Annotated in this window: 22 protein-coding genes; 14 read left to right on the forward strand and 8 right to left on the reverse strand. The window is 67.3% G+C overall.

Annotation, left to right across the window (positions count from 1 at the left end):
* Both B9C99_RS12270 and B9C99_RS12275 read left to right on the forward strand, forming a co-directional pair.
* On the forward strand, positions 1-981 hold the full coding sequence (locus tag B9C99_RS12270; RefSeq protein WP_088898041.1) for a PDR/VanB family oxidoreductase: 981 nt from the start codon (positions 1-3) through the stop codon (positions 979-981).
* A 32-nt stretch (positions 982-1013) separates the two neighbouring features.
* Entirely contained in the window at positions 1014-2366 is a 1353-nt protein-coding gene (locus B9C99_RS12275; RefSeq protein ID WP_088898042.1) for an MFS transporter, read from the forward strand.
* Between the two features lie 121 nt (positions 2367-2487).
* Here B9C99_RS12275 and B9C99_RS12280 read toward each other — a convergent pair whose 3' ends face one another.
* Positions 2488-4167: an ABC-F family ATP-binding cassette domain-containing protein gene (locus B9C99_RS12280; protein WP_088898043.1), complete on the reverse strand. Its 1680-nt coding sequence runs from the start codon at positions 4165-4167 to the stop codon at positions 2488-2490.
* Between the two features lie 304 nt (positions 4168-4471).
* Here B9C99_RS12280 and B9C99_RS12285 point away from each other — a divergent pair, with 304 nt between their 5' ends.
* Positions 4472-5308 (forward strand): alpha/beta hydrolase, encoded by an 837-nt coding sequence (locus B9C99_RS12285; protein WP_088898044.1) that lies wholly within the window; start codon positions 4472-4474, stop codon positions 5306-5308.
* A gap of 37 nt (positions 5309-5345) precedes the next feature.
* Entirely contained in the window at positions 5346-6188 is an 843-nt protein-coding gene (ygiD, locus tag B9C99_RS12290) for a 4,5-DOPA dioxygenase extradiol (RefSeq protein ID WP_088898045.1), read from the forward strand.
* 4 nt (positions 6189-6192) lie between these two features.
* Here ygiD and B9C99_RS12295 read toward each other — a convergent pair whose 3' ends face one another.
* The 5 genes from B9C99_RS12295 to catA form a co-directional block, all read right to left on the reverse strand.
* Positions 6193-7161 carry an alpha/beta hydrolase gene (locus tag B9C99_RS12295; RefSeq protein WP_006553169.1) on the reverse strand — a complete coding sequence of 323 codons (969 nt, stop codon included), beginning with the start codon at positions 7159-7161 and terminating at the stop codon, positions 6193-6195.
* Between the two features lie 75 nt (positions 7162-7236).
* On the reverse strand, positions 7237-8373 hold the full coding sequence (locus tag B9C99_RS12300) for an alkaline phosphatase family protein (RefSeq protein WP_088898046.1): 1137 nt from the start codon (positions 8371-8373) through the stop codon (positions 7237-7239).
* Between the two features lie 34 nt (positions 8374-8407).
* Positions 8408-8689 (reverse strand): muconolactone Delta-isomerase, encoded by a 282-nt coding sequence (gene catC, locus B9C99_RS12305; RefSeq protein ID WP_006553167.1) that lies wholly within the window; start codon positions 8687-8689, stop codon positions 8408-8410.
* Between the two features lie 37 nt (positions 8690-8726).
* Entirely contained in the window at positions 8727-9854 is a 1128-nt protein-coding gene (locus B9C99_RS12310) for a muconate/chloromuconate family cycloisomerase (RefSeq protein WP_088898047.1), read from the reverse strand.
* Between the two features lie 150 nt (positions 9855-10004).
* On the reverse strand, positions 10005-10856 hold the full coding sequence (catA, locus tag B9C99_RS12315; RefSeq protein WP_088898048.1) for a catechol 1,2-dioxygenase: 852 nt from the start codon (positions 10854-10856) through the stop codon (positions 10005-10007).
* A gap of 192 nt (positions 10857-11048) precedes the next feature.
* Between catA and B9C99_RS12320 the strand changes: the two genes are divergently transcribed.
* Positions 11049-11846 carry an IclR family transcriptional regulator C-terminal domain-containing protein gene (locus tag B9C99_RS12320; protein ID WP_088898049.1) on the forward strand — a complete coding sequence of 266 codons (798 nt, stop codon included), beginning with the start codon at positions 11049-11051 and terminating at the stop codon, positions 11844-11846.
* Between the two features lie 10 nt (positions 11847-11856).
* Here the strand turns inward: B9C99_RS12320 and B9C99_RS12325 are convergent, their stop codons facing one another.
* A complete protein-coding gene (locus tag B9C99_RS12325; RefSeq protein WP_088898050.1) occupies positions 11857-12777 on the reverse strand; it encodes an AraC family transcriptional regulator in 921 nt (306 codons plus the stop codon).
* A 254-nt stretch (positions 12778-13031) separates the two neighbouring features.
* Here B9C99_RS12325 and B9C99_RS12330 point away from each other — a divergent pair, with 254 nt between their 5' ends.
* The 3 genes from B9C99_RS12330 to B9C99_RS12340 all read left to right on the forward strand — a co-directional run bounded on the left by B9C99_RS12330 (position 13032) and on the right by B9C99_RS12340 (position 15864).
* Positions 13032-13598 carry a flavin reductase family protein gene (locus B9C99_RS12330; protein ID WP_016691163.1) on the forward strand — a complete coding sequence of 189 codons (567 nt, stop codon included), beginning with the start codon at positions 13032-13034 and terminating at the stop codon, positions 13596-13598.
* Between the two features lie 66 nt (positions 13599-13664).
* The gene (locus tag B9C99_RS12335) at positions 13665-15278 is read left to right on the forward strand and encodes a 4-hydroxyphenylacetate 3-hydroxylase family protein (RefSeq protein ID WP_059382681.1); all 1614 of its coding nucleotides are present in this window, start codon (positions 13665-13667) and stop codon (positions 15276-15278) included.
* Between the two features lie 91 nt (positions 15279-15369).
* Positions 15370-15864 carry a hypothetical protein gene (locus B9C99_RS12340; protein ID WP_016691161.1) on the forward strand — a complete coding sequence of 165 codons (495 nt, stop codon included), beginning with the start codon at positions 15370-15372 and terminating at the stop codon, positions 15862-15864.
* Positions 15865-15972: 108 nt separating this feature from the next.
* On the opposite strand, the gene B9C99_RS12345 is transcribed toward B9C99_RS12340, so the two are convergent.
* On the reverse strand, positions 15973-16890 hold the full coding sequence (locus B9C99_RS12345; protein WP_232622079.1) for an AraC family transcriptional regulator: 918 nt from the start codon (positions 16888-16890) through the stop codon (positions 15973-15975).
* Between the two features lie 170 nt (positions 16891-17060).
* Here B9C99_RS12345 and B9C99_RS12350 point away from each other — a divergent pair, with 170 nt between their 5' ends.
* The 6 genes from B9C99_RS12350 (at position 17061) to B9C99_RS12375 (ending at position 23922) form a co-directional block, all read left to right on the forward strand.
* A complete protein-coding gene (locus tag B9C99_RS12350; protein WP_088898051.1) occupies positions 17061-18272 on the forward strand; it encodes a cytochrome P450 in 1212 nt (403 codons plus the stop codon).
* A gap of 2 nt (positions 18273-18274) precedes the next feature.
* On the forward strand, positions 18275-19267 hold the full coding sequence (locus B9C99_RS12355) for a 2Fe-2S iron-sulfur cluster-binding protein (RefSeq protein ID WP_172414936.1): 993 nt from the start codon (positions 18275-18277) through the stop codon (positions 19265-19267).
* Between the two features lie 317 nt (positions 19268-19584).
* Positions 19585-20958, forward strand: coding sequence for a benzoate 1,2-dioxygenase large subunit (gene benA / locus B9C99_RS12360; protein ID WP_088898053.1), 1374 nt, complete (start codon positions 19585-19587; stop codon positions 20956-20958).
* Between the two features lie 14 nt (positions 20959-20972).
* Entirely contained in the window at positions 20973-21476 is a 504-nt protein-coding gene (benB, locus tag B9C99_RS12365; RefSeq protein WP_088898054.1) for a benzoate 1,2-dioxygenase small subunit, read from the forward strand.
* Positions 21477-21508: 32 nt separating this feature from the next.
* Complete coding sequence (benC, locus tag B9C99_RS12370) at positions 21509-23128, forward strand: benzoate 1,2-dioxygenase electron transfer component BenC (protein ID WP_088898055.1); 1620 nt, start codon at positions 21509-21511, stop codon at positions 23126-23128.
* Positions 23125-23922: a 1,6-dihydroxycyclohexa-2,4-diene-1-carboxylate dehydrogenase gene (locus B9C99_RS12375; RefSeq protein ID WP_088898056.1), complete on the forward strand. Its 798-nt coding sequence runs from the start codon at positions 23125-23127 to the stop codon at positions 23920-23922. Before benC ends, B9C99_RS12375 begins: the two co-directional genes overlap by 4 nt.
* Positions 23923-24010: the final 88 nt, after the last annotated feature.

Below are 24010 nucleotides of genomic sequence, written 5' to 3' on the forward strand. Positions count from 1 at the left end.
ATGAGCAACAACCAGATCCGTTGGCAGCGGGCCCGAGTCGTGAGTGTCGAGCGGGCCGCCGATTCGATCGCCGAGATCACCCTCGCCGCCGACACCGCCCACCGCGTCGAACCCGGCGCCCACATCGACGTGCGTCTCCCCTCGGGCGACACGCGTTCGTACTCCCTCGCCGCGGGTGGCCCGGACGGTCGTCTCACACTCGGCGTCCACCGCTCCCCCACCTCGCGCGGTGGTTCCGAGTACATGCACTCGCTGCGCCCCGGCGACGAACTCGAGATCACCGAGCCGCTCCAGAACTTCCCGCTGCGGGTCGGCGCACCGCAATACGTCCTGCTCGCCGGTGGCATCGGCATCACCGCGGTCCGCGCGATGGGGGCCGTCCTCCGCCGCCTCGGTGCCGACTACCGCTTCGTGTATGTCGGTCGCAGTCGCTCCGCGATGGCCTTCCTGTCGGAACTCGAAGCCCTCCACGGCGACCGTCTCGACGTCCACATCGACGACGAGGGAACAGGATTGGACGTCGCCGCGCTCGTCGACGGCGTCGACCACACCACCGAGCTGTACATGTGCGGTCCGATCCGCCTCATGGACGCCGTGCGGCGCCGGTGGCACGACCGCGACCTGCCGATGCCGAACCTCCGCTACGAGACCTTCGGCAACAGCGGATGGTTCGACGCCGAGGAATTCACGGTCACCGTGCCCGAACTCGACGTCACCACCACCGTCGGCTCCGACGAATCGATGCTCGACGCCCTCCGCCGTGCCGGTGTCGACATGATGTTCGACTGCCGAAAGGGCGAATGCGGTCTGTGCGAGGTCTCCGTCGCCTCGCTCGACGGATGCGTCGACCACCGCGATGTCTTCTTCAGCGAGGAGCAGAAGCGCTCTTCGCGTCGGATGTGTGCCTGCGTGTCACGTGTGGTGCGCGATTCGGCGTCGTCCCGATCGACGACGGGTGTCGTCACGCTCGACCTTCCCTGACCACCGCGCATTTCACACCACGAGGAAACACGATGGATCTTCGCGCACGCATCGACGCCTCGCCGATGCATCCCTACCAATGGATGGTCGTCGCCCTGTGCGTCGTGCTGAACATCCTCGACGGCTTCGACGTCATGGCCCTGGCGTTCACCGCCAAGAGCATCGGCAGCGACTTCGGTCTCGGCGGATCGGAACTCGGCGTGCTGCTCAGCGCGGGTCTGATCGGCATGGCCGTCGGCGCTCTCGCTCTCGCCCCGATGGCCGACCGGATCGGACGACGACCCCTGATCCTGATGTCGGTCGCACTCGCCACCGCCGGCATGGGGCTGTCCGCGAGCGCCGGATCGGCGTGGGAACTCGGCATCTGGCGGGTCATCACCGGACTCGGCATCGGCGGCGTCCTCGCCTGCACCACCGTCATCGCGAGCGAATACTCGTCGGCCCGCTGGCGTGGTCTGGCCATCAGCATCTACACCGCCGGATACGGCGTGGGCGCCACGATCGGCGGCATGGCCGCCGTCGGTCTGCAGAGCGAATACGGTTGGCGTGCAGTCTTCGTCACCGGTGCCGGCCTCACCGGTCTGGTGCTCGCGCTCCTCGTCGTGCTGCTGCCCGAATCCCTGGACTTTCTAACCAACCGGGGACGTGCGGGCGATCTCGACCGGATCAACACCATCGCACGGCGCATCGGCCAGAGCCCCGTCTCCGAGCTCACCCGCTCCGCAGACAAGACTGCACCGCGGGCAGGACGGATCTCGGATCTGTTCTCCGGAAGCAACACCCGATCGACGGTGCTGCTCTGGGCGGCTTTCTTCGCCACCATGTTCGGCTTCTACTTCGTCAACTCGTGGACGCCGTCGCTGCTCGAAACCGCCGGTCTCACGAAGGACCAGAGCGCCACGGCGGGCATGATGCTCACCCTCGGCGGCACTGTCGGATCGGTGCTCTTCGGAGTGCTCGCCAGCCGCTGGACCACCCGGTCGGTACTGCTCACTTTCACGATCGCCGCCGCCGCGGCCATGACCGTCTTCATCATGTCGATCTCGACCCTGACGCTGGCGTTCGCGCTCGGCATCCTGATCGGCGGACTCATCAACGGTTGCATCGCCGGCCTGTACACCCTCGCGCCGTCCCTCTACGGACCGCAGGTGCGGGCCACCGGCGTCGGTTCCGCCATCGGCATCGGCCGAGCGGGCGCCATCCTCGCACCGACCGCGGCCGGTGTGCTCCTCGATGCGGGATGGACGCCCGAACAGCTCTACTTCGGAGTGGCCGGCGTGGTCGTGCTCGCCGCGGTGGCGCTGTTCGCGCTGCGCCCGGCACGCTCGACGGACGCCTCCGCCGAACCGGTGCCGGCCGCCGTCTCCACAGAATCGCGAAGCTGACCGACGGCCGGGAATCGGAGCGCGAAGTGGTCATCGGAGCGGGTAGTTCCGCGCTCCGATGACCACTTCGCGCGTGGATGCGGTGGCCCCTGCGGCGAACAACTCCGCGGCGCCCGGACGCTCATGCCTTCGGTCCCTTCCGGGTGCATTCCTTCGGGGCGAGCCCCAGAGCCAGGTGCGGCCAGTGGGCGATGTCGCGTCGCAGCTGCCGGTCGTGGGTGGCCACCGCGACCGCGGCGTCGGTCGCCCCCAGGGCGTCGGTCAACTCGTCCACCAACGTGATCGACAGGTGGTTGGTGGGCTCGTCGAGCAGCAGCACGTGCGGTCGCGCGGCGAGCACCATCGCCAGGTCGAGGCGCCGTTGCTGTCCCATCGACAGGTCGCGCACCCGCTTGCCGAGGTCGCGTTCGGTGAACAGTCCGAGTTCGTCGAGATCGACGGCTCCCTGGTCGGGGACGAGTCCGGCGACGATCAGCTCGCCGACGTGCGCGTCGTAGACCTGTTGTACCCGCGCCGCCGACGGGGCAGGCGACTCCTGGGCGAGCCGCCCGATCCGCACCACGGGATCGCTCTCGCGGGTCCCCGACGTCGGTTCGACCTCACCGGCCAGGACCGCGAGCAGCGTCGACTTGCCGGCACCGTTGGGTCCGGTGATGACGAGCCGCGAACCGGCGAGGACGGCCAGGCTGACCGGACGGTCGAGCCGGCCGCGCACCATGACGTCCTCGACGCGCACCAACGGGGTGTCCGGGTCGATCCCGTCGGCCTCCGCGCCGAGCGCCGGCATCGAGAACTGAAGCGGCGGTACCGGTACCGCCACCGCGTGGTCGTCCAGCGCTTCCTGACGGCGGTGCACCGACTGCACGAGCGCCGGCGCACGGGTGGCACGCTGGTGCTTACCGGTGCCCTTCTCCGGCCGCCAGCCGGTGACGAGCCGATCCTGCGCGGATTCGAGGTCCGATTCCAACCGGGCCCGCTCGGCCTGCTCGCGAGCGTATTCGCTCACCCAACGGGCGTATTCGGCTTCGCGTCCCGTCCGGAACCCGGCGTATCCCCCGCCGTACAGGCGTGGGCGACCGTCGCGGCTCGGGTTCAGGTCGAGGATCGACGTGGCGACGTCGGTCAGCAGGGCGCGGTCGTGGCTGACGAGGACCACACCGCTGCGGGTCTGCTGCAGACGCTCGGTGAGGTAGTCGAGTCCCGACGCGTCGAGATGGTTCGTCGGCTCGTCGAGCAACAGGAAATCGTGTTCGGCGCCGAGCAGTGCGGCCAGGCGCACGCGGTAACGCTGCCCGACCGACATCTCCGCCAGCGGCCGCGAACGGTCGGTGACGGCGCCGAGCGCTTCGAGGGCGGTGTCGACGCGACGGTCGGCGTCCCACGCGTCGAGCTGCTCGGCGATCTCGAGGGCGTCGGCGTACGCGTCGGCGGCGCCCGGACGCTCGTCGGCGAGCGCTGCGGTGCTCTCGTCGAGCGCCCGCAGAGCGGCGCGGACGTGCGCCAGCTCGATATCGACGAGATCACCGACGGTGCGCCCCTGCGCGACGGTCATCTCCTGCTCGGCGATGCCGAACGAGCCGAACCGACGCACGGTCCCCGAGTCCGGTTCGAGGCGGCCGGCGAGGACGTGCAGCAGTGTGGATTTGCCGCGTCCGTTCTCCCCGACGACGCCGAGCCGGGACCCCGGCGTGACCGCGAGGTCGACGCCGCGCAGGACGGGATGACCGTCCCGCGCGAGGTGGACGTCGACGGCGCCGAGTTGGGCGCGGGAGCGCCGGGGCAGGGTGATGCTGATGGTCATGTGGTTTCCTCCGGGCGGAGGCGCACTCGTCCCCGGATCACGGGTGGGAGGATGCGCTCGCTGACGAACGGCCGGACACTCGGCCGTATTCGGGTACGGCTCGAACCGCGACCTCGGAGTACGTCCCGAGTCGCGGAGGGGGTGTCGTCAGTGGAAGTAGAGCGCCTGGATCATGATCTCCAGGGTACCGAGCGCCCGACCACCGTCAATCGGATTTCGGTCCTCGATCGCGGAGTGCCTCCGCGGAGCGGTACTCGTGCGAGGATGCGAGGAACAGCTGTCGACGAGGCCGCAGGAGGCGCTCATGGAGCACACCGAATCGTCGTTCACCGGCGTCGGCGCGATCCCGATCGTGTACGACGTGTGGTCGCCGGAGGCCCCCACCGGCGTGCTGATCCTCAGCCACGGGTTGGGTGAGCACGCACGTCGCTACGACCATGTCGTCGCGCGGCTCACCGATCTCGGCCTCGTCGTGTACTCCCCCGACCATCGCGGTCACGGACGGTCGGGCGGCAAGCGTGTGCGCGCCCAAGAGATGCGCGAATTCACCGACGACCTCGACAGCCTGATCGACCTGGCGACCCATGCGCATCCCGGCCTGCCGGTCTTCATGCTCGGTCACTCGATGGGCGGTGCGATCGCTCTGGCCTACGCGCTCGACCATCAGGACCGTCTCGACGCGCTCGTGTTGTCGGGGCCGGCGGTGATCGTCACGTCGGGCACGCCGAAACCGGTCGTGGAGATCGGCAAGCTGATCGGGCGTTTCCTGCCGGGTGTGCCGGTGCAGAAGCTCGACAGCAAGGCGGTCTCGCGCGATCCCGCAGTGGTCGCGGCGTACGACGCCGATCCGCTCGTGCACCACGGTCTCGTGCCCGCCGGGCTGGCGCGGGTGCTGGTGCTCAACGAGCAGAGCCTCGAGCGTCGCCTCCCGAACCTGAGGCTGCCGTTGCTCGTCATGCACGGAACCGCCGACGCTCTCGCCGATCCGGCCGGAGCGCAGCTCATCGCCGACCGTGCGGGTTCGAAGGACCTGACGTTGAAGTTGTACGACGGGCTGTACCACGAAGTGTTCAACGAGCCGGAGAAGGACCGCGTGCTCGACGACCTGACGGCCTGGTTGAAGGCACGGCTCGACAACTGAGGCTCGACAACCGGGAGGAGAGGTCGTGTCGTCACGCATGCCGGTCGCGTTCGTCGGCCACGGCAGTCCGCTCAACGCGCTCGAATCGAATCGGTACACGCAGGCCTGGGCGGCGTTCGGGCGATCCGTGCCGACGCCCCGCGCGATCCTGGCGATCTCCGCCCACTGGTTCATCAACGCCACCGCAGTGACCGCGATGCGGTCGCCGCGCACGATCCACGACTTCTTCGGGTTCCCGCAGGAGTTGTTCGACGTCGAGTACCCGGCGCCGGGTGCTCCGGAACTGGCGGAGGAGATCGCCGACCTCGTCCATCCGACGTGGGTGGGTGCCGACGTCGACTCGTGGGGTATCGACCACGGCACCTGGTCGGTGCTCACCCACGCCTTCCCCGAGGCGGATGTGCCGGTGGTGCAGCTCAGCCTCAACGCCTACAAGCCGCTCGACTATCACGTCGATCTCGGCGCCCGTCTCGCCGGACTCCGCGACCGCGGGGTGTTGATCGTCGCGAGCGGCAACGTCGTCCACAACCTCGGCGCGATGGATCCGCGACGTCCGGGCGCGGGGTTCGACTGGGCGCACCGGTTCGACGAGGACGCCTTCGCCGTCCTGCGCGACCGTCCCGGTGACGCCGCGGCGCTGGGTGAGCACCCCGACTACCGTCACGCGGTGCCGACCCCCGACCATTTCCTGCCGTTGCTGTACGTCGCGGGTCTGGCCGCCGAGTCCGGCGAACAACCGGCGACCCTCGTCGACGGTGTCGAATACGGATCGCTGTCGATGACGTCCTACGCCGTCGGCGGGAACTGTCCGCCGCGCGACGGGGACGGCCACGGCGCCGGACTACCCGAGAGCCCGGAACCGCCCGACACCAACCTGTGAGCGCTCAGGCAGCGTCGTCCACAGCGACGATCGCGCGTCGCGCGAACCGGGTGCTGAGCCCGATCAGTTCCATGGCCTCGGGGATCGCGCGGGCCAGGACCGGCCACGCGTGGATCTGCCCGCGCCACAGATGTGTCTCCACGGTGCGTCCCGCCGACGCGAGTCGCTCGGTCATGATCTCCACGTCCGGCCTGGTCAGCTCGTATTCGGCGGCGCACATGAACATCGGAGGGAACAGCGCCGGGTCGGCGTCGACGGGGTTCGTCTCGCCCTCGATCGCCTCCTCGCCGGCGAACCAGCGCGGACTGATCTTCCCGAGTGCCTTGATGGGCAGGTAGGCATCCCTCGCCATGTACTTCGGGTCGTGCTTGTCGAGGTCGAGGTTGAGCAGCGGCGAGTAGCCGATCACCGCGGCCGGTCGCTGGATGCCGCGACGCGCGGCGAGTTCGGCGACCTTCGCCGCGAGATAACCGCCGGCCGAGTCGCCGCCGACGACGATGCGGGTCGGGTCGTCGGCCACCTCGAGCAGAGCGGTGTACGCGTTCATCGCGTCCTGCACCGAACCTGCGATCGGCACGGCGGGGACCTGCCGGTAGTCCATCGAGTACACCGGGGCGCCGGAGTCGAGCGCGAGCTGCACGCACAGCTGACGGTGGGTGGACGGGCCGCAGAAGATGAAGCCGCCGCCGTGGAAGTAGAGGATGGTGGCGTCGTCGAGCGGGTCGTCGACCGGCTTCGGGGAGATGATCCGCTCACCGGGTACTCCGCCGAGTTCGGTCTGCGTGACGTGCACGGCGCGCGGCGTGGGCGTGATCCTGTCGACCACCCACGACAGCCGGCCGAGCACGGCGATGCCGAAGTCGTTGCTCGGCCAGAGACTCAGAATGGGCTTGAAGAGGATCCGGACCACCCACAGCAGGATCAGCGCGACCCTACTGCTGCGGTCGTGCCAGGTCACCGCATCGGTACGCATGTGCACACACTATGTGACCGATACGTTTCGGGCATCGAGAGTTCCGACACCCGGCGGCCCCGGACCTCGAACGCGTCACCCGATCCGCAGCAGCGGCACGAGCAGTTCCTCGTCGGTCAACGCCCCGTGCTGCCCGGGAAGGTTCGACATGACCTGCTCGCCGTCGCTGCGGATCACCGTCGATTCGCCGCGTCCGACGGCCACGATGTCGCCGATCCGCTTGGTCAGCGCCGGATCGGGATCGGATCCGAACAGGCACGCCGCGAACGCGTCGTCGCGGGTGCCGACCCACGCGTGGTCGCCGAGTTCGTTGCGCCAGCGTTCGAGGACCCGGTCGACGTGGTCGGTGTAGATGTGGCGGCACCGCGGTTCCCCGGCGATGACGGTGACGTCCTCACCGAGACCCGGGGTGTGGTCGAAGTCGATGCGGCGGCCACGCGAGGCGTCGACCATGCCGTGATCGGCGGTGACGAGCAGGCGGGTGCCGGTCGGCAGCGCGTCGGCGAGTTGCTCGACGAAACGATCGACCACCGTGAGCTGCGCGAGCCACGCCGCGGACTCCGGCCCGTAGACGTGCCCGAGGGTGTCGACCTCGCCGATGTAGCAGTAGACGAGGCTGCGGTCGCCGGCGCTCACCGCGGCGACGACCTGGGCGAGCAGATCGCCGTAGGCGGAGACGCCGACGAAGTTGCCGCCGCGCAGCACGGCCCGGGTCAGGCCGCTGCCTTCGAAGGCCTTGGGTACGACGGTGGTGACGGTCAGGCCCGCCTCGCGGCCGCGTTCGAACACCGTCGGGTGGGGTTGCACGGTCTCCGGGACGAGATCGTCGCGCTGGTCGATCGCCGTTCCGGCGAGGGTCCAGCGGAGCCAGTTGACCGGAGCCTCGATCTCGTCGACGTACGACTGGTAACCGGTGATGCCGTGGAGACCGGAGGGCAGGCCCGTCCCGAGGGAGGCGAGGCTGACGGCGGTGGTCGTCGGGAAGCCGGCACGCATCGGGCTCCCCGGCGCCTGCGTCAGATACGGGGCTGCTTTCGCGTTGCGCTGCAGCAGTTCCCATCCCATTCCGTCGACGAGAAGGACGACGGTGTGATCGACGGGGGTGAGATCGAGTCGGTTGGCCTCACCGGTGACCCCCGCGGACGAGAGCACCGACGGCATCAGGTCGGCGAGGGTCGGCTCGGCGTAGACGTCGCGCAGCGGCAGGCTCATAACCCGAGTATGAGCCACTCGCCTGCGCCGAGGGTCACTTGATGTCGGAGCCGTGCTTCGTCAGCGGCATGACCTCGATGTTCATGTAGGGGAACAGCGGCAGGTTCCACAGGATCTCGTGCAGTTCGTCGGCCGACTCGACGTCGAAGATCGAGATGTTGCTGTACTGGCCGACGATCCGCCAGATCTCCCGCCACTTGCCCTGGCGCTGGAGATCCTGGCTGTAGGCCTTCTCCTTCGCGACGGTCTCGGCGCGCACGTCGGGGTCGAGATCGCGGGGGATGTCGACATCCATCCGAACGTGGAACAGTGCCATGATGTTTCTCCTTCTTCGATTCTGACGAGAGCGCGGATCAGGAACGCGCGTACTTCTTCACGACGTCCATGTCGAGTTCGACGCCGAGTCCCGGACCCTCGGGCAGGTGCACCTGACCCTCGGAGTAGTCGAGCGGCTTCTGCAACAGTTCGACGGCGAACAACTGCGGACCGAACAGTTCGGTGCCGTAGTCGATCCCCGGTTCGGCGCACGCGAAGTGGATGGACGCGGCGGTCCCGATGGGCCCTTCGATGGAGGTCGCGCCGTGGCACCGCAGACCGGCCGCCTTCGCGACAGCGACGACCTGCTTGCTGCGCTGCAGTCCGCCGCACTTGGTGGTCTTGAGCGCGACGACGTCGGCGGCGCCGAGCTTGGCCACCTCGTACGCGTCGTGCGGGGTCTGCACGGACTCGTCGGCCATCACCGGCGCCGCGACGCGTCGGTTGATCTCGGCGAGCACGTCGAGTTGATCTGCGGGAGTGGGTTGTTCGATGAGTTCGACACCGCCGTCGACGAGCTGCGGGACGTGACGCAGCGCGGTGAAGCGGTCCCAGCGGGCGTTGACGTCGATGCTGAATCCGACCTCGCCGCCGAACGCCTCGACGATCTTCACGACGCGTTCGGTGTCGACCACCGGGTCGAGCGCACCCATCTTGAGCTTGAAGGAGTAGTTCAGGCGCTGCTCCCGCTTGTGGGTGACCTCCTCGACGATCTCCTCGAGCGGCGCGGCGCCGAGCGCCCACCGCACGTCGACGCCGGTCCGGAAGGCACCGCCCAGCAGCGATGCGACCGGCACACCCAGCGCGCGTCCCCACGCGTCGTGCATCGCGACGTCGACGGCGGCCTTCGCGAATCGCGCGTTGGCGACGATGCGCTCGATATCGACCATGACGCCGCTGATCTCGTCGACTCCGCGCCCGATGATGTAGGGCCCGATGTAGCGGTCGACGATCTGCTGCATCGTCTCGACCGATTCGCCGCCCCACCACGGTCCGCCCGGCACGACGCCCTCACCGTAACCGGTGACGCCGCCCTCGGTGGTCACCGCGACGAGCAGGATCGGCTGCGCTTCCGCCGTGGTGGTGGCGAACTTGTGGGGTCGGATCAGCGGGACGTCGATGATCGTCGTGGTGACGGAGGCGATCTTCAGATCGGGGTCGGACATCGGAATTGCTCACAATCGGATCGGGGTGTGACAGGGGATACGTTGCTGCTGCATTCAGCACGAATGCCGGTGCCCGAGTTGGGCACCGGCATTCGTTACACAGATCCGACCTTCACTCGGGAGCCGGTCGGACGGCGTCCGCGGTGCGGATCACGCTTCGGGGTCGAGCACGAAGTTGTAGGTCACTTCGTCGATGCCGTCGGCGTTGGGCTGCGGATCCAGGATGAGCTCGGGCTTGACGGCCGTGGCGACGTCGTCCTCGACCCACTCGCCGCCCTTGAAGTACAGCTGGGTGGTGATGGCGCGCTTGCCGGGAGCCTTCACCATGAGGTGCAGGTGGGCCGGGCGCCAGGGGTGTCCACCGTAGGAGCTGATGAACCAGCCGGTCGGTCCGTCGGCCGGGATCTTGTAGGGAGCCGGCTTGAGCGTGGTGATCTCGAAGTTGCCGTTCTCGTCGACCTCGACGGTGCCGCGCAGGTTCCACTCGGGGATGCCGGGGGCGAACTGCGAGTAGAAGCCCTCTTCGTCGGCGTGCCACAGCTCGACGGTGCCGCCGGGCAGGCCGTTGCCCTCGAGGTCGGTGACCTGACCCTTGAAGATCAGCGGCGGGGCGACCTTGTCCTTCTCGCGCATCGGCATCGTGCACTTGGCCGGGAGCTTCGGGCTGTTCGGCACGTAGTAGGGGCCTTCGATGGAGCCCTTGGTGCCGGAGAAGCCCTTGCGGTCGTAGTGCACCTTCTCGATCTCGTGCTCGACGAAGACGTCCAGCCACAGCGGCCACTCGCCGTACTCACCCACGTCGATCAGCCACTGCTTGAGCACGCGGTACTCGTCGTAGGTGACCTGGTGCTTCTGGATGATGTCGGCGAAAGCCCCGATCACGTCCTGGTAGATCGCCGACGCGCGCTCGACCGAGGTGTCGGACGTGACCCGCTCGGACTTGAACTTGTCGGTCGCAGCGTTGCCGGACCCGTGGGCGGTGGGGTTCTCCATGGTGGTCATGGCTCTCCTCGTGGGGGACTGAACTATCGGGAAGGGTGGGGCCGGTGCGACACGGGGGCTGCGGTGATCACCGGTCAGTACGCTGTGCGTACTTGTGTATCGCAGTGCGTACATCACATACTGTGCGTGGTGTCACACAGCTTGTCAACACCGGATCGGGCAGTATCAACAAGTACGCAGGTAGGAGGCGGGATGCCGAGCATCGACCTAGGTAATGGTCCTAGTAACGATCGGGACTTCATCCAGAGCATCGAACGTGGTTTCGCGGTATTGCACGCCTTCGACGACAAGGACCCGAACCCCAGTCTGGCCGAACTCGCCGCCAAGACCGATCTGTCGCGACCCGCGGTCCGCCGGATCCTGCTCACCCTGCAGAAACTCGGCTACGTCACGTCGCACGGTACGCGGTGGTCGCTCACTCCGCGCGTGCTCAGTATCGGCCGGCACTACACCGAATCCCACACCCTCGTGGACTCGGCGTTGCCGAAACTCGTCGAGATCGCCGAGCACGCCAACGAATCCGCATCCCTCGGGGTGCTCGACGGCACCGAGGTCGTCTACGCCGCGCGCGTCCCGGTCCGCCGGATCATGAGCATCAACGTCTCCGTCGGCACCCGTGTCCCCGCCTACGCGACGTCGATGGGCCGGGCGCTGCTGGCCTGGTCACCGCGCGAACTCGTCGATCGCGTCCTCGACGAGACCGAGTTCGTACGATTCACGAGCGCGACGATCGACAACCCCGACGACCTGCGCGCCGAACTGGCCCACGTGCGCAACCGCGGCTACGCGATCACCTCCGCCGAGCTCGAAGAAGGGCTCATCACGATCGCCGCTCCCGTCTTCGACCCCTCCGGCTATGCCGTGGGAGTGCTCGCGTGCTCGACGTCGACCGGCCGGCACACCCTCGACTCGTTCCGCGATCTCGCGGCGAAGAGGGTCGTGAACTGCGCCGAAAGGCTCAGCAGCGAGCTCGGCTACCGCCACAACTGACGGCTCCCGGTCACTTGCGCAGCGTGACCGAGGGCGCCACCCCGTACTTGCGCTTGTAGGCCGCCGCGAACCGGCCGGTATGGGTGATACCCCACTTCAGGGCCACATCGGTGACCGACAGCTCCGCCGCATCGCCCACCGCGAGCTCCTCGTGGATGCGCTCGAGACGCAGATCGAGCAGATAGTCGCGCGGGCACACCCCGAGATATTCGCGGAAGCCCTCCTGCAGGCGCCGCACACTGACACCGGCCACCTCTGCCATCTCCGCGGTGGTCCACGCCGAGGCGGGATCCTCGTGCAGCCGGTCGAGGACACGCTTGATGATGCGCGGACGCGCACCGCCGGTCGGATCCGCGTCCTCCGGCATGACCGCGAGGATGAACGAAGTGGTCAGAGCGCCCGACAACTGCTCCGCGACAAGCGGATTCCGCCAGAGCGATTCGTCCGCTTTGAGCTGTTCCACGACCGAGCGCAACAGCGTCATCCAGCTCTGACCCGCCTGCGTCGTCAGATCCACCCGATTGGGAAGCTGCAGATCGGGACGGGCGAGGATGCGCGACATCTCGCGCTGCAGATAGTCGCGTTCGAGCTTGATCCCGACGATCTCGCAGTCGTTCGTCCACTTCTGCTCCGGAGCTGCGGTGTCGGGACGGAAGACGGCGGCGTGCCCGACCTCCGACACCAACCCGCTGCCGGCGGCGATCCGCCCCGCGATCGGAATGTTCACCGCGTACGCCCCGGGATGTTCGCTGCGGATCGACACCGCCGCTCCCCAGCCGATGCGCGCGAGACGGATCGGCCCGAGCGGCAGCGTGCGGAGCCGGAGCGAGGGCGCGACGTCGTCGAGCGGCGTCAGTTCGTGCTCGAAATAGGCATTCGAGACAACCTCTTCCACCTCTTCCCAATCGACCGGCCCCGGAGTCGGCTCCATTGCCATCGGCCCCTCACCTTCGTTTCCAGCTCGTCGTCGGCGCTCCGACCTGCGCATCCGTGTGGTTCGAGCGCGTGCGATCCAGTGTGATGTGGAACACGGTCCCAGGCAAACAAGGCCCTTCGGCCCACTCACCGCGCTAGGTGGATAGTGACCGCGCTCACTGGATCGCACAAGTTTCTCGGCGTCCATATGGTCTGTGTCACATCGAATCGAAGTCCACCACAACCCGCACCGGACAGGAGGACGCAGACATGGATCAGCGCACACTCCGCAACATCTTCGGACAGTTCGCCAGCGGCGTCACCGTCATCACCTGCGCGAACAGCGACGGAGAGCCCCACGGCGCGACCGTCACCGCCTTCACCGCCGTCTCCCTCGAGCCCCGCCTGTGCCAGGTCACCCTGACCCGCACCTCCAAGGCCTGCCGGTTTCTGTCCGACGCGCCGTTCGCGGTCAACATCCTCGCCGCCGACCAGGTCGACACCGCACTGCACTTCGCGGGACGCCCCCAGTCGCCCGAGCCGGTCTGGGAGCAGGGCCCCACCGCCCCGATCCTCGCCGGCACCGCCGCGACACTGTCGTGCACGCCCTGGCGCGAATACGACGGCGGCGACCACGTCATCTACATCGGCGAGATCGTCGACGCCACCTTCGACGAGACGGTAGACCCGCTCCTGTTCTACCGCAGCACTTTCCACGATCTCGGCGCCCCGAGCACGTCCACCGCGTGGAACGGCTCGCTGGACGACCCGCACAGCGGATGGTTCGACTCCCAGACCCGCTTCGTGCCGTTCGAACTCGCCCCGGCTCGCGTCTGACGCACCGGCCCGCGCCCGAGACACAGCCCGAACCCTCTTCATCCCCACCGGACAAGGAGAAACTCCATGACCACCACCGAGCCCCGGCCCACGGAAACCGTCGACCGCTCCAAGGTCAACGTCGCCGCAGACCACCCGGCCAACCAGCAGAAGAACTTCGCCTCCCGCCCGATGACCGGCGACGAGTACATCGCCTCCATCGACGACGGACGCGAGATCTACCTGCACGGTGAGCGAGTCAAGGACTTCACCAACCATCCGGCCTTCCGCAACTCCATCCGGATGACGGCGCGCCTCTACGACGCCCTCCACACCGGTGAGCACGTCAACACCCTCACCACCCCCACCGACACCGGAAACGGCGGCGTGACCATGCCGTTCTTCCGCACCCCGAAGTCCGCCGACGACCTGCGCGCCGACCGCGACGCCATCGCCGCCTGGGCCCGCATGACCTACGGCTGGATGGGCCGCAGCCCCGACTACAAGGCCTCCTTCCTCGGCACCCTCGGTGCGAACGACGAGTTCTACTCCCCCTTCCAGGACAACGCGAAGCGCTGGTACCGCGAGTCGCAGGAGAAGGTCCTGTACTGGAACCACGCGATCATCAACCCGCCGGTCGACCGCTCGCTGCCGCCGGACCAGGTCGGCGACGTGTTCATGAAGGTCGAGAAGGAGACCGACGCCGGCCTCATCGTCTCCGGCGCCAAGGTCGTCGCCACCGGTTCGGCGATCACCAACTACAACTTCATCGCCCACTACGGTCTGCCGATCAAGAAGAAAGAATTCGCGCTGATCTGCACGGTGCCGATGGACGCACCCGGCATCAAGCTCATCTCGCGCGCCTCCTACTCGCAGAACGCCAACGTCGCCGGCTCCCCGTTCGACTACCCGCTGTCCTCGCGACTGGACGAGAACGACGCGATCTTCATCTTCGACAAGGTCCTCGTGCCCTGGGAGAACGTCTTCATGTACGGGGACGTCGACAAGATCAACAACTTCCTCGGTGGTTCCGGCTTCCTCCAGCGCTTCACGCTGCAGGGCTGCACGCGACTCGCGGTCAAGCTCGACTTCATCGCCGGTCTGCTCATGAAGGCCCTCGATGCCACCGGCGCCGGCGGATTCCGCGGCGTGCAGACCCGCGTCGGTGAGGTCATCGGATGGCGCAACCTGTTCTGGTCGCTCTCCGACGCCATGGTCAACAACCCCGAGCAGTGGATCGACGGCACCGTCATCCCCAAGCTCGAATACGGCCTCACCTACCGCATGTTCGCGATGCAGGGCTACCCGCGCATCAAGGAGATCATCGAACAGGACGTCGCCTCGGGCCTGATCTACCTGCCCTCGTCCGCCGCCGACTTCAAGAACCCCGACGTGCGCCCGTACCTCGACAAGTACGTCCGCGGCTCGGACGGCATCCAGGCCGTCGATCGCGTGAAGGTCATGAAGGCACTGTGGGATTCGATCGGCTCCGAGTTCGGTGGGCGCCACGAACTCTACGAGCGGAACTACGCCGGCAACCACGAGAACGTCAAGGCCGAGCTCCTCTTCGCGGCCGAGGGTCGCGGTGACGTCGCCTCCATGAAGGGCTTCGCGGAGCAGTTCATGAGCGAGTACGACCTCGACGGCTGGACCGTGCCCGACATGATCGGCAACTCCGACGTCAGCGCGTTCTACAAGTAACCGACTCCCGCGCGCGGGCGGATGATCTCCGTTCCCCCTGCCCGCCCGCGCGCGGCCCCCAACATCCACCCACCGCGAAGGAGCGTCCGAGATGACCACGACCGCTTCGACCTCCGTGTCCCATCCCCCTGCACCGGAATTCGACGCAGTGGTCCTCGGACGCTCCTTCGCCTCCCAGCGGATAGCCGCCCGGTTGCGCGACGAACTGCGGTTGGCGGTTCACGAGATCGGCACCGCGAGCGTCGTCCGCTACGACGACATCGACCATCGGTGGGAGATCCTCATCGGCGGTACCGTCGTCGGCCGGGCGAAGTTCGTCGTCGACGGGCACGGCGGTCTCACACTGCACGGCCGGGAGGGCACCACGCTCGAGCGTGACGCCCTGACGGTGCACGGTTTCCCGAATCTGTTCCGCCCCATCGTCGGTACGCGCACGGACCCCGTCGGGTACACGGTGTCCTGCATCGAGTACATGCGCAGCAACGGTCTGGACTACGTCGAGCGGCGGCTGCGGACGCCGGTCGCGGACGACGACTTCCCCGAGCTCTCGTTCGATCGGCCCACACCGATCCTCTGGTTCGGCTGAGCAGTTCGGCCGATCCTCTGGCTCGGCTGAGCCGTCCGGGAAGGACGCGCGAGCGGGTGACGACCACGAGGTCGTCACCCGCTCGCGTGCGTCCGTGTCCGCAGGCGTTCAGCCCTTCAGGACTTCCGTGGGCGTGACGCCGTACCGTTTCCGGAAGGCGGCGGCGAAACGTCCCGGATGGCCGAAGCCCCACCGGAAAGCTACGTCTGCCACAGTGATTCCCCCGGCAGCAAGATCCGCGTGGGCGCGATCGAGTCGGATGTCGCGCAGACACGCCGACGGACTGCTGCCCACGTACTCGGAGAATGCCTCCTGCAACCTGCGCACACTGGTCCCGGCGATCTCCGCCATGTCGGCCGCCGTCCAGACACGACCCGGATCCTCCTGCAGAGCGTTCAACACCCGCCGGACCATGCCCGGGCGGGGCGCCGGTGACACGTCGTCGGCCGGCGCGACCGCCAGGACGAAGGCCGTGGTGACGGCACCGCCGAGCTGGGCCGACACGAGAGGATTCGTGAGCACCCGGGTCGGGCCGGCGAGCTGCTCGCTCAGCGATGCCACGAGACGGTGCCATTCCTGCGCCGACCCTCGTAGATCGAGCCGGTCGGGAAGGTCGAGTCGCGACCGCAACGGACCACCGAGGATGCGGTCCGCTTCGCGTTCGAGATGATCTCGATCGAACTTGATTCCGAGGACCGAACATTCGGCGTCCCACCGGGTGATGAGCGACGGGGTGTCCGCGCGGAAGACCGTCGCCGAGCCGGGTTCGGACACAACGGTGCCCGAGCGTCCCTGCGATTCGAGCCGTCCGCTCAGCGGGATGTTCACCTCGTAGGCACCGGGATAATCGCATTCGATCGCGACGTCCGCTCCCCAGCTCATCCGGCCGATCGTGACGCCTCCGAGATCGGCCGAGACCAGTTCGAGCTCAGGGCGATCCACCTTTCCGAGGTCCGTCAGCCGGTGCGGGAAGTACACGTCCGCCACGGCGCGCGAGGCCTCGTCCCAGTCTTCGATCTCGGGCACACTCACGTCTTCGAGACTAACCGCTGCCGAGACCTGGATCACATAGTCGCGTGATTCGTCCAGGGACCGCGCAATGTGCATCGACCGGCCGGTCGGCGACTCGTATGGTCCTGGCCACGTCAACAACGGTCCGGCCGTCGCCGGACGGCTCCCGACCCGGAGGTACACCGATGACCAGCACCCTTTCGTGGCTCGACGAGATCACCATGGAAGAACTCGAGCGCAATCCGTACCCGGTCTACGAGCGCTTGCGCGCCGAAGCCCCGATCGCCTTCGTGCCCGTTCTCGGCGCCTACGTGGCATCCACGACCGAGGCGTGCCGTGCGGTCGCGGCCGGTGACGACTTCGACGGCATCATCACCCCCGCCGGTGGCCGCACATTCGGTCATCCCGCGATCATCGGCGTCAACGGCGACATCCACCGCGATCTGCGGTCGATGGTCGAACCCGCCCTCCAACCCGCCGAGGTGGACCGCTGGATCGAGGATCTCGTCCGCCCGATCGCACGACGTTACGTCGAGGCGTTCGAATCCGACGGCAGGGCCGATCTCGTCGCCCAGTTCTGCGAACCGGTGAGTGTGCGGTCGCTCGGAGATCTGCTCGGACTGAAGGACGTCAGTTCGGACAAACTGCGCGAATGGTTCCACAAGCTGTCGGATTCGTTCACCAACGCAGCGATGGACGAGGACGGAAACTTCCTGAGCCAGGAACGTTTCGACGAGGGCGACCGCGCCAAGGAGGAGATCCGCTCCGTCGTCGATCCGCTGATCGACCACTGGATCGAGCATCCCGACGACAGCGCCATCTCGCACTGGCTGCACGACGGGATGCCCGAAGGCCAGACGCGGGATCGCGACTACATCTACCCGACGCTGTACGTCTTCCTCCTCGGCGCCATGCAGGAACCGGGACACGCCATGAGTTCCACCCTGGCCGGCCTGTTCACCCGACCCGAACAGTTCGAGGCCGTGGTGGACGAACCGGGGCTCATCCCCCGCGCGATCGCCGAAGGGATGCGGTGGACCTCCCCGATCTGGTCCGGCACCGCACGTATCGCCAAGCGCGACACCGTCGTGTCGGGAATCGAGATCAGCGAGGGTTCGGTGGTCATGCTGTCCTACGGGTCGGCGAACCACGACATCGACATCTTCGACGCCCCCAGCCGCTACGACCTGACCCGCCCGCCGCTCCCCCACCTCGCCTTCGGTGCCGGCAAGCATGCCTGTGCGGGAATCTACTTCGCGAACAACGTGAGCCGCATCGGTCTCGAAGAACTGCTCGAGACCATCCCCAATCTCGAGCGGGACACCTCCGAGGACGTCGAGTTCTGGGGCTGGGGTTTCCGCGGCCCGAAGACCCTGCATGCCCGGTGGGAGATCTGACCATGTCGTACACACTGACCGCGGGCACCGGCGTCGTTCCCTGCGAACGCGGCCGGACGGTGCTGGAAGCGTTCCTGCGCAACGGCAACTGGATGCCCAACTCCTGCAACCAGGGCACCTGCGGCACCTGCAAGATCAAGGTCCTCGACGGCGAACTCGATCATCGGAACTCGCCGGAGGAGACGCTCACCGCCGACGAACTCGCGGCCGGATTCGTCCTCGCATGCCAGGCCACCCCGCGCGGCGACGTCGTCTTCGAGACCCCCGCAACAGAGGAATCCGCTGGCACGCATGTGCTGCGCGACGTCGTCGCCACCGTCGCCGAGGTGCGCGACGTCGCTGCCGACACGCGCAAGGTGTTGCTCACCGCCGACGAACCGCTCGAATTCTCGGCCGGGCAGTACGTGGAGGTGACGGTTCCCGGGACCGAGATCCGCCGGCAGTACTCGCTCGCGAATCCGCCGTCCGAGGCCAAGCAGTTCGAACTGCACATCCGCCGGCAACCCGGTGGAGTCGCGAGCAAATGGGCCTTCGAGCGCATCGAGGTGGGTGAACGCGTGGCCGTCACCGGCCCGTACGGCGACTTCACCTTCGATCCGGAGGGCACCGGCCCGATCGTCCTGCTCGGTGGCGGGACGGGTCTCGCCCCGCTCGAGGCCATCGTGCGGCAGGCGCTCTCCCTCGTCCCCGACCGGCAGATCCTGCTCTACCACGGAGTCCGTACCTGCGCGGATCTGTACGACGTCGACGTCCTCCGCGAATTGGAGACCCGTCATCCCGGTTTCCGCTACATCACCTGCGTGAGCAGGGAGAGCGGCGGAGACCGCGAGGGTTACGTCACCGACGCCTTCCTCGAGGACGTCGCGTCCGCGAAGGAGTTCACCGGTTACATCTGCGGATCGGACGCGTTCGTGGAGGCATCGGTCAAGGCGTTCAAGCGTCGCCGCATGTCGCCGCGGCGCATCCGGCGCGAACGGTTCACCCCGGCCGGCTGAGTACCCTCTCCCCGTACCGCTCGTACGCACGCGCTGCTCCCGCACCGCGATGCGCGCGAGCGGTACGGCCGTGTCGAGGAGTCTTCACGCCCCAGGGTCTCGGGGGCCTTTCGGCCCTCTGCCCAGGGGTCCTAGGTATCCCTAGGCATTTGCCTGGTGTGACCGTAGCCACAGGCTGTCATCGTGGAGATATCGCCGGACACATCGCGTCGAGCCGGACCGGAAACCCGGTCACCACGAATCTTCAGTACAGGCTCGGCCGCGTCGGACACAGCCCCGTCCGTCCCGGGAACGAAGCCCGATACCTGGAGGATCCCATGACCGACATCGTGGAGCACGTGCGCACTCGCCTCGACGGCGCACTCGTCGAAGACCCGAGCACCGGGCGGTACCAGATCCGCCGCGACGTCTTCACCGACGAGGAGATCTTCGAACTCGAGATGAAGCACATCTTCGAGGGCAACTGGGTGTACCTCGCCCACGAGAGCCAGGTCCCGAACGTCGGTGACTACTTCACCACGTACATCGGCCGCCAGCCCGTCGTCATCAGCCGCGACAAGGAAGGCGAGCTGCACTGCCTGATCAACGCGTGCAGCCACCGCGGCGCGATGCTGTGCCGTCGCAAGACCGACAACCGCACCACCTTCACGTGCCCCTTCCACGGCTGGACGTTCCGAAACAACGGAAAGCTGCTGAAGGTCAAGGATCCCCGCGACGCCGGCTACCCCGAGCAGTTCAACACCGACGGCAGCCACGACCTGCGGAAGGTCGCTCGTTTCGAGAGCTACCGCGGTTTCCTGTTCGGCAGCCTGAATCCCGACGTCAAGTCGCTCGAGGATCACCTCGGCGACACCACGAAGATGATCGACATGCTGGTCGACCAGTCGCCCGAGGGCCTCGAGGTGCTGCGTGGTTCGTCCACCTACACCTACGACGGCAACTGGAAGCTGCAGGCGGAGAACGGTGCCGACGGCTACCACGTCTCGGCCACCCACTGGAACTACGCGGCGACCACCGCGCGTCGCACCGCCGGTGAGTCCAGCAACGAGACCAAGGCGATGGACGCCGGCACGTGGGGCAAGCAGGGCGGCGGCTACTACTCGTTCGACCACGGTCATCTGCTGCTGTGGATGTGGTGGGGCAACCCCGAGGACCGTCCGCTGTACCCGCGCAAGGACGAGCTGGCGAAGGAGTTCGGCGAGAAGAAGGCCGAGTTCATGGTCGGGGCGTCGCGCAACCTGTGCCTGTACCCGAACGTGTACATCATGGACCAGTTCTCTTCGCAGATCCGGCACTTCCGCCCGATCTCCGTGGACAAGACCGAGGTGACGATCTACTGCATCGCACCGAAGGGTGAGAGCGCCGAGTCCCGCGCCAACCGGATCCGTCAGTACGAGGACTTCTTCAACGCGACCGGCATGGCCACCCCGGACGATCTCGAGGAGTTCCGCTCCTGCCAGAAGACCTACCTCGCGACCGCCGCACCCTGGAACGACATGAGCCGTGGCGCGACCCACATCCTCAACGGACCCGACGAGGTCGCGAAGGATCTCGGGATGACGAAGGTGCTGTCGAGCGGTGTCAAGACCGAGGACGAAGGCCTGTACCCGATCCAGCACGGCTACTGGCTCGAAGCGATGCGCGAGGCCATCGCCGCCGAGAGCTCTGCCGCCGACCCGTCCGCGCTCTGAGAGGAACCGGAATCATGACTGCCGTACACGAATTCACGCAGACCGACATCGAACAGTTCCTCTACCGCGAGGCCCGGCTGCTCGACGACCGCGAGTTCGAGCAGTGGCTCGAGTGCTACCACCCCGACGCCGAGTACTGGATGCCGGCCTGGGACGACGACGGCACTCTCACCGAGAACCCGCAGACCGAGATCTCGCTGATCTACTACCCGAACCGCGGTGGCCTCGAGGACCGGGTGTTCCGCATCCGCACCGACCGTTCGTCGGCGACCTCGCTGCCCGAACCCCGCACGGGACACAACATCACCAACGTCGAGATCCTCGAGCGTCGCGGCACCGAGATCGATCTGCGGCACAACTGGTTCTCGTTGTACTTCCGCTACAACACCACCGACACCTACTTCGGAACCACCTTCCTCACCCTCGACGTCTCGGGCGCACAGCCGGTGATCAAGAAGAAGAAGATCGTCCTGAAGAACGACTACATCCACCACATCGTCGACGTCTACGTCGTCTAGTTCCACCCCGATCACGAAAGGAGGCACGTGCCATGGCTTACCAGGTGGCATTGAGCTTCGAGGACGGGGTCACCCGCTTCATCAAGGTCAACCCGAACGAGACCGTCGCCGACGCCTCGTACAAGGCACGCATCAACATTCCGCTCGACTGCCGTGACGGCGCGTGCGGAACCTGCAAGGCCTTCTGCGAATCGGGCAGCTACGACGGCGGCGACTACATCGAGGACGCCCTCACCGACGAAGAGGCCGAGCAGGGTTACTGCCTGCCGTGCCAGATGATGCCGGAATCCGATCTGGTGGTGCAGATCGCGAGCACCTCCGATGTCGCGAAGACCGCGGCCGCCTCGTACAGCGCGACCATCACGGATCTGCGCCGCTACTCCGAGAGCGTGGTCGGGTTCACCGTCGAGATCGACAACCGTGACGATCTGGTGTTCCTGCCCGGTCAGTACGTCAACATCGGTGTGCCCGGCAGCGACGACGGCACCGGTAAGGCCGCGACCCGCTCGTACTCGTTCAGCACCGGCCCGCACGAGAATTCGCTCGCGTTCCTCGTGAAGATCACCGAGGGCGGTCTGATGTCCGAGTACCTGCGCGACCGCGCGCAGGTCGGCGACACCCTGGAGTTCACCGGCCCGTTCGGCAGCTTCTTCCTGCGCGAGCGCAAGCGCCCGTCGCTGCTGCTCGCCGGCGGTACCGGCCTGGCGCCGCTGCTGTCGATCCTGTCGAAGATCGAGGCCGACGGCTCGGACCAGCCGGTGCACCTGATCTACGGTGTCACCTTCGACCACGATCTCGTCGAGCTCGACGCGCTCGAGGAGTACACGAAGCGGTTGCCGAACTTCACGTTCGACTACTGCGTCGCCGACGAGGCGTCGTCCGCTCCGAACAAGGGCTACGTGACGGGTCTGTTCGAGCCGTCGCATCTCAACGACGGCGATGTGGACATCTACCTGTGTGGCCCGCCGCCCATGGTGGAGGCAGTGCGTAACCACCTGTCCGAGAACGGCATCGAGCCGACGAACTTCTACTTCGAGAAGTTCAACACCTCGGCCACCCCGGGTGGGGCAACCGCACCTGCTGCCACCGACGCCGAGAAGGCCGCGGCGGAGAAGGCTGCCGCCGAGACCGGTCGTCCGGTGGTGCTCGAGAACCCCGAGCCCGGCAACTACGAGATCGGCGAGGAGCATCCGCCCGTCGCCGAATCGGACGAGCAGTTCGATGCCCGCATGGCCCTCGAACTCGGCGTCGTCGAACTCACGATCGGCCGGCTTACGCCGGAGCAGCTCGTCGAGTTCCGCATCCTCGCCGAGGCGTCGGGCGCGTCGGTCGAAGGCGACCACTTCACCGACGCCGCGGCGTTCACCGACACCAACGCGGCCTTCCACGAGTTCCTCTTCCGTTGCTGCACCAACCCGGTGTTGCTCGAGGCGTACAACAAGCTCGAGGTCACCCGGTTGATGAAGCAGGTCCTGCGCGACGCGCAGTGGATCGAGGAGCACATCGTCGACGAGCACCTGCAGCTGGTCGAGGCGTTCGAGAAGGGCGACAAGGCCGCCGCGCGCGACCTGATCGTCGTCCACTCCCAGCACGCCAAGGAGACGATGCGCCGTGCCATCGCCACCAACGCCCCGGCAGGTGCCTCTTCATGACCGAGGCGAAGATCTTCCCGGGCCGGTTCGACGGCCGGTGCCTGACGATCACCGGCGCCGCGCAGGGCATCGGCCTCACGGTGGCGACGCGCATCGCCGCCGAGGGCGGTGAGGTCGTGCTCGTCGACCGCGCGGATCTCGTCCACGAGGTGGCCGAGCAGCTGCGTGAGGCCGGCGGCAAGGCGCATTCGGTGACGGCGGATCTCGAGACCTTCGAGGGCGCGGAGGAGGCGATCTCCCACGCCGTGCGCACCACCGGCCGCATCGACGTGCTGATCAACGTCGTCGGCGGCACGATCTGGGCCAAGCCGTACGAGCACTACGCACCGGAGGAGATCGAGAAGGAGATCCGGCGGTCGCTGTTCCCCACGTTGTGGACGTGCCGCGCCGCCGCTCCCCATCTGATCGAGCGCCGCGCCGGCACGATCGTGAACGTCTCGTCGGTCGCGACCCGCGGCGTCAACCGCGTGCCGTATTCGGCGGCGAAGGGTGGGGTCAACGCGATCACCGCGTCGCTGGCCCTCGAACTCGCCCCCTACGGGGTCCGCGTGGTGGCGACCGCACCGGGCGGCACCGTCGCTCCGGAGCGGCGGATCGCGCGCGGTCCGTCGCCGCAGTCCGAGCAGGAGAAGGCCTGGTACCAGCAGATCGTGGACCAGACGGTCGACTCCTCGCTGCTCAAGCGGTACGGCACGCTCGACGAGCAGGCCGCCGCGATCTGTTTCCTGGCCTCCGAGGAGGCCTCCTACATCACCGGCACGGTTCTTCCCGTCGCCGGCGGCGATCTGGGCTGACCGCCCCTCGCTCGGCCTCACCGGAGGCGCCCGTCCCTCCGGTGAGGCCACTTTTCTCCCCGAATTCGCTTGTGACTCCACTCACAGA

It is taken from the genome of Rhodococcus sp. BUPNP1, assembly GCF_002215235.1.
In the GTDB taxonomy this organism is placed as follows: Bacteria; Actinomycetota; Actinomycetes; order Mycobacteriales; family Mycobacteriaceae; genus Rhodococcus.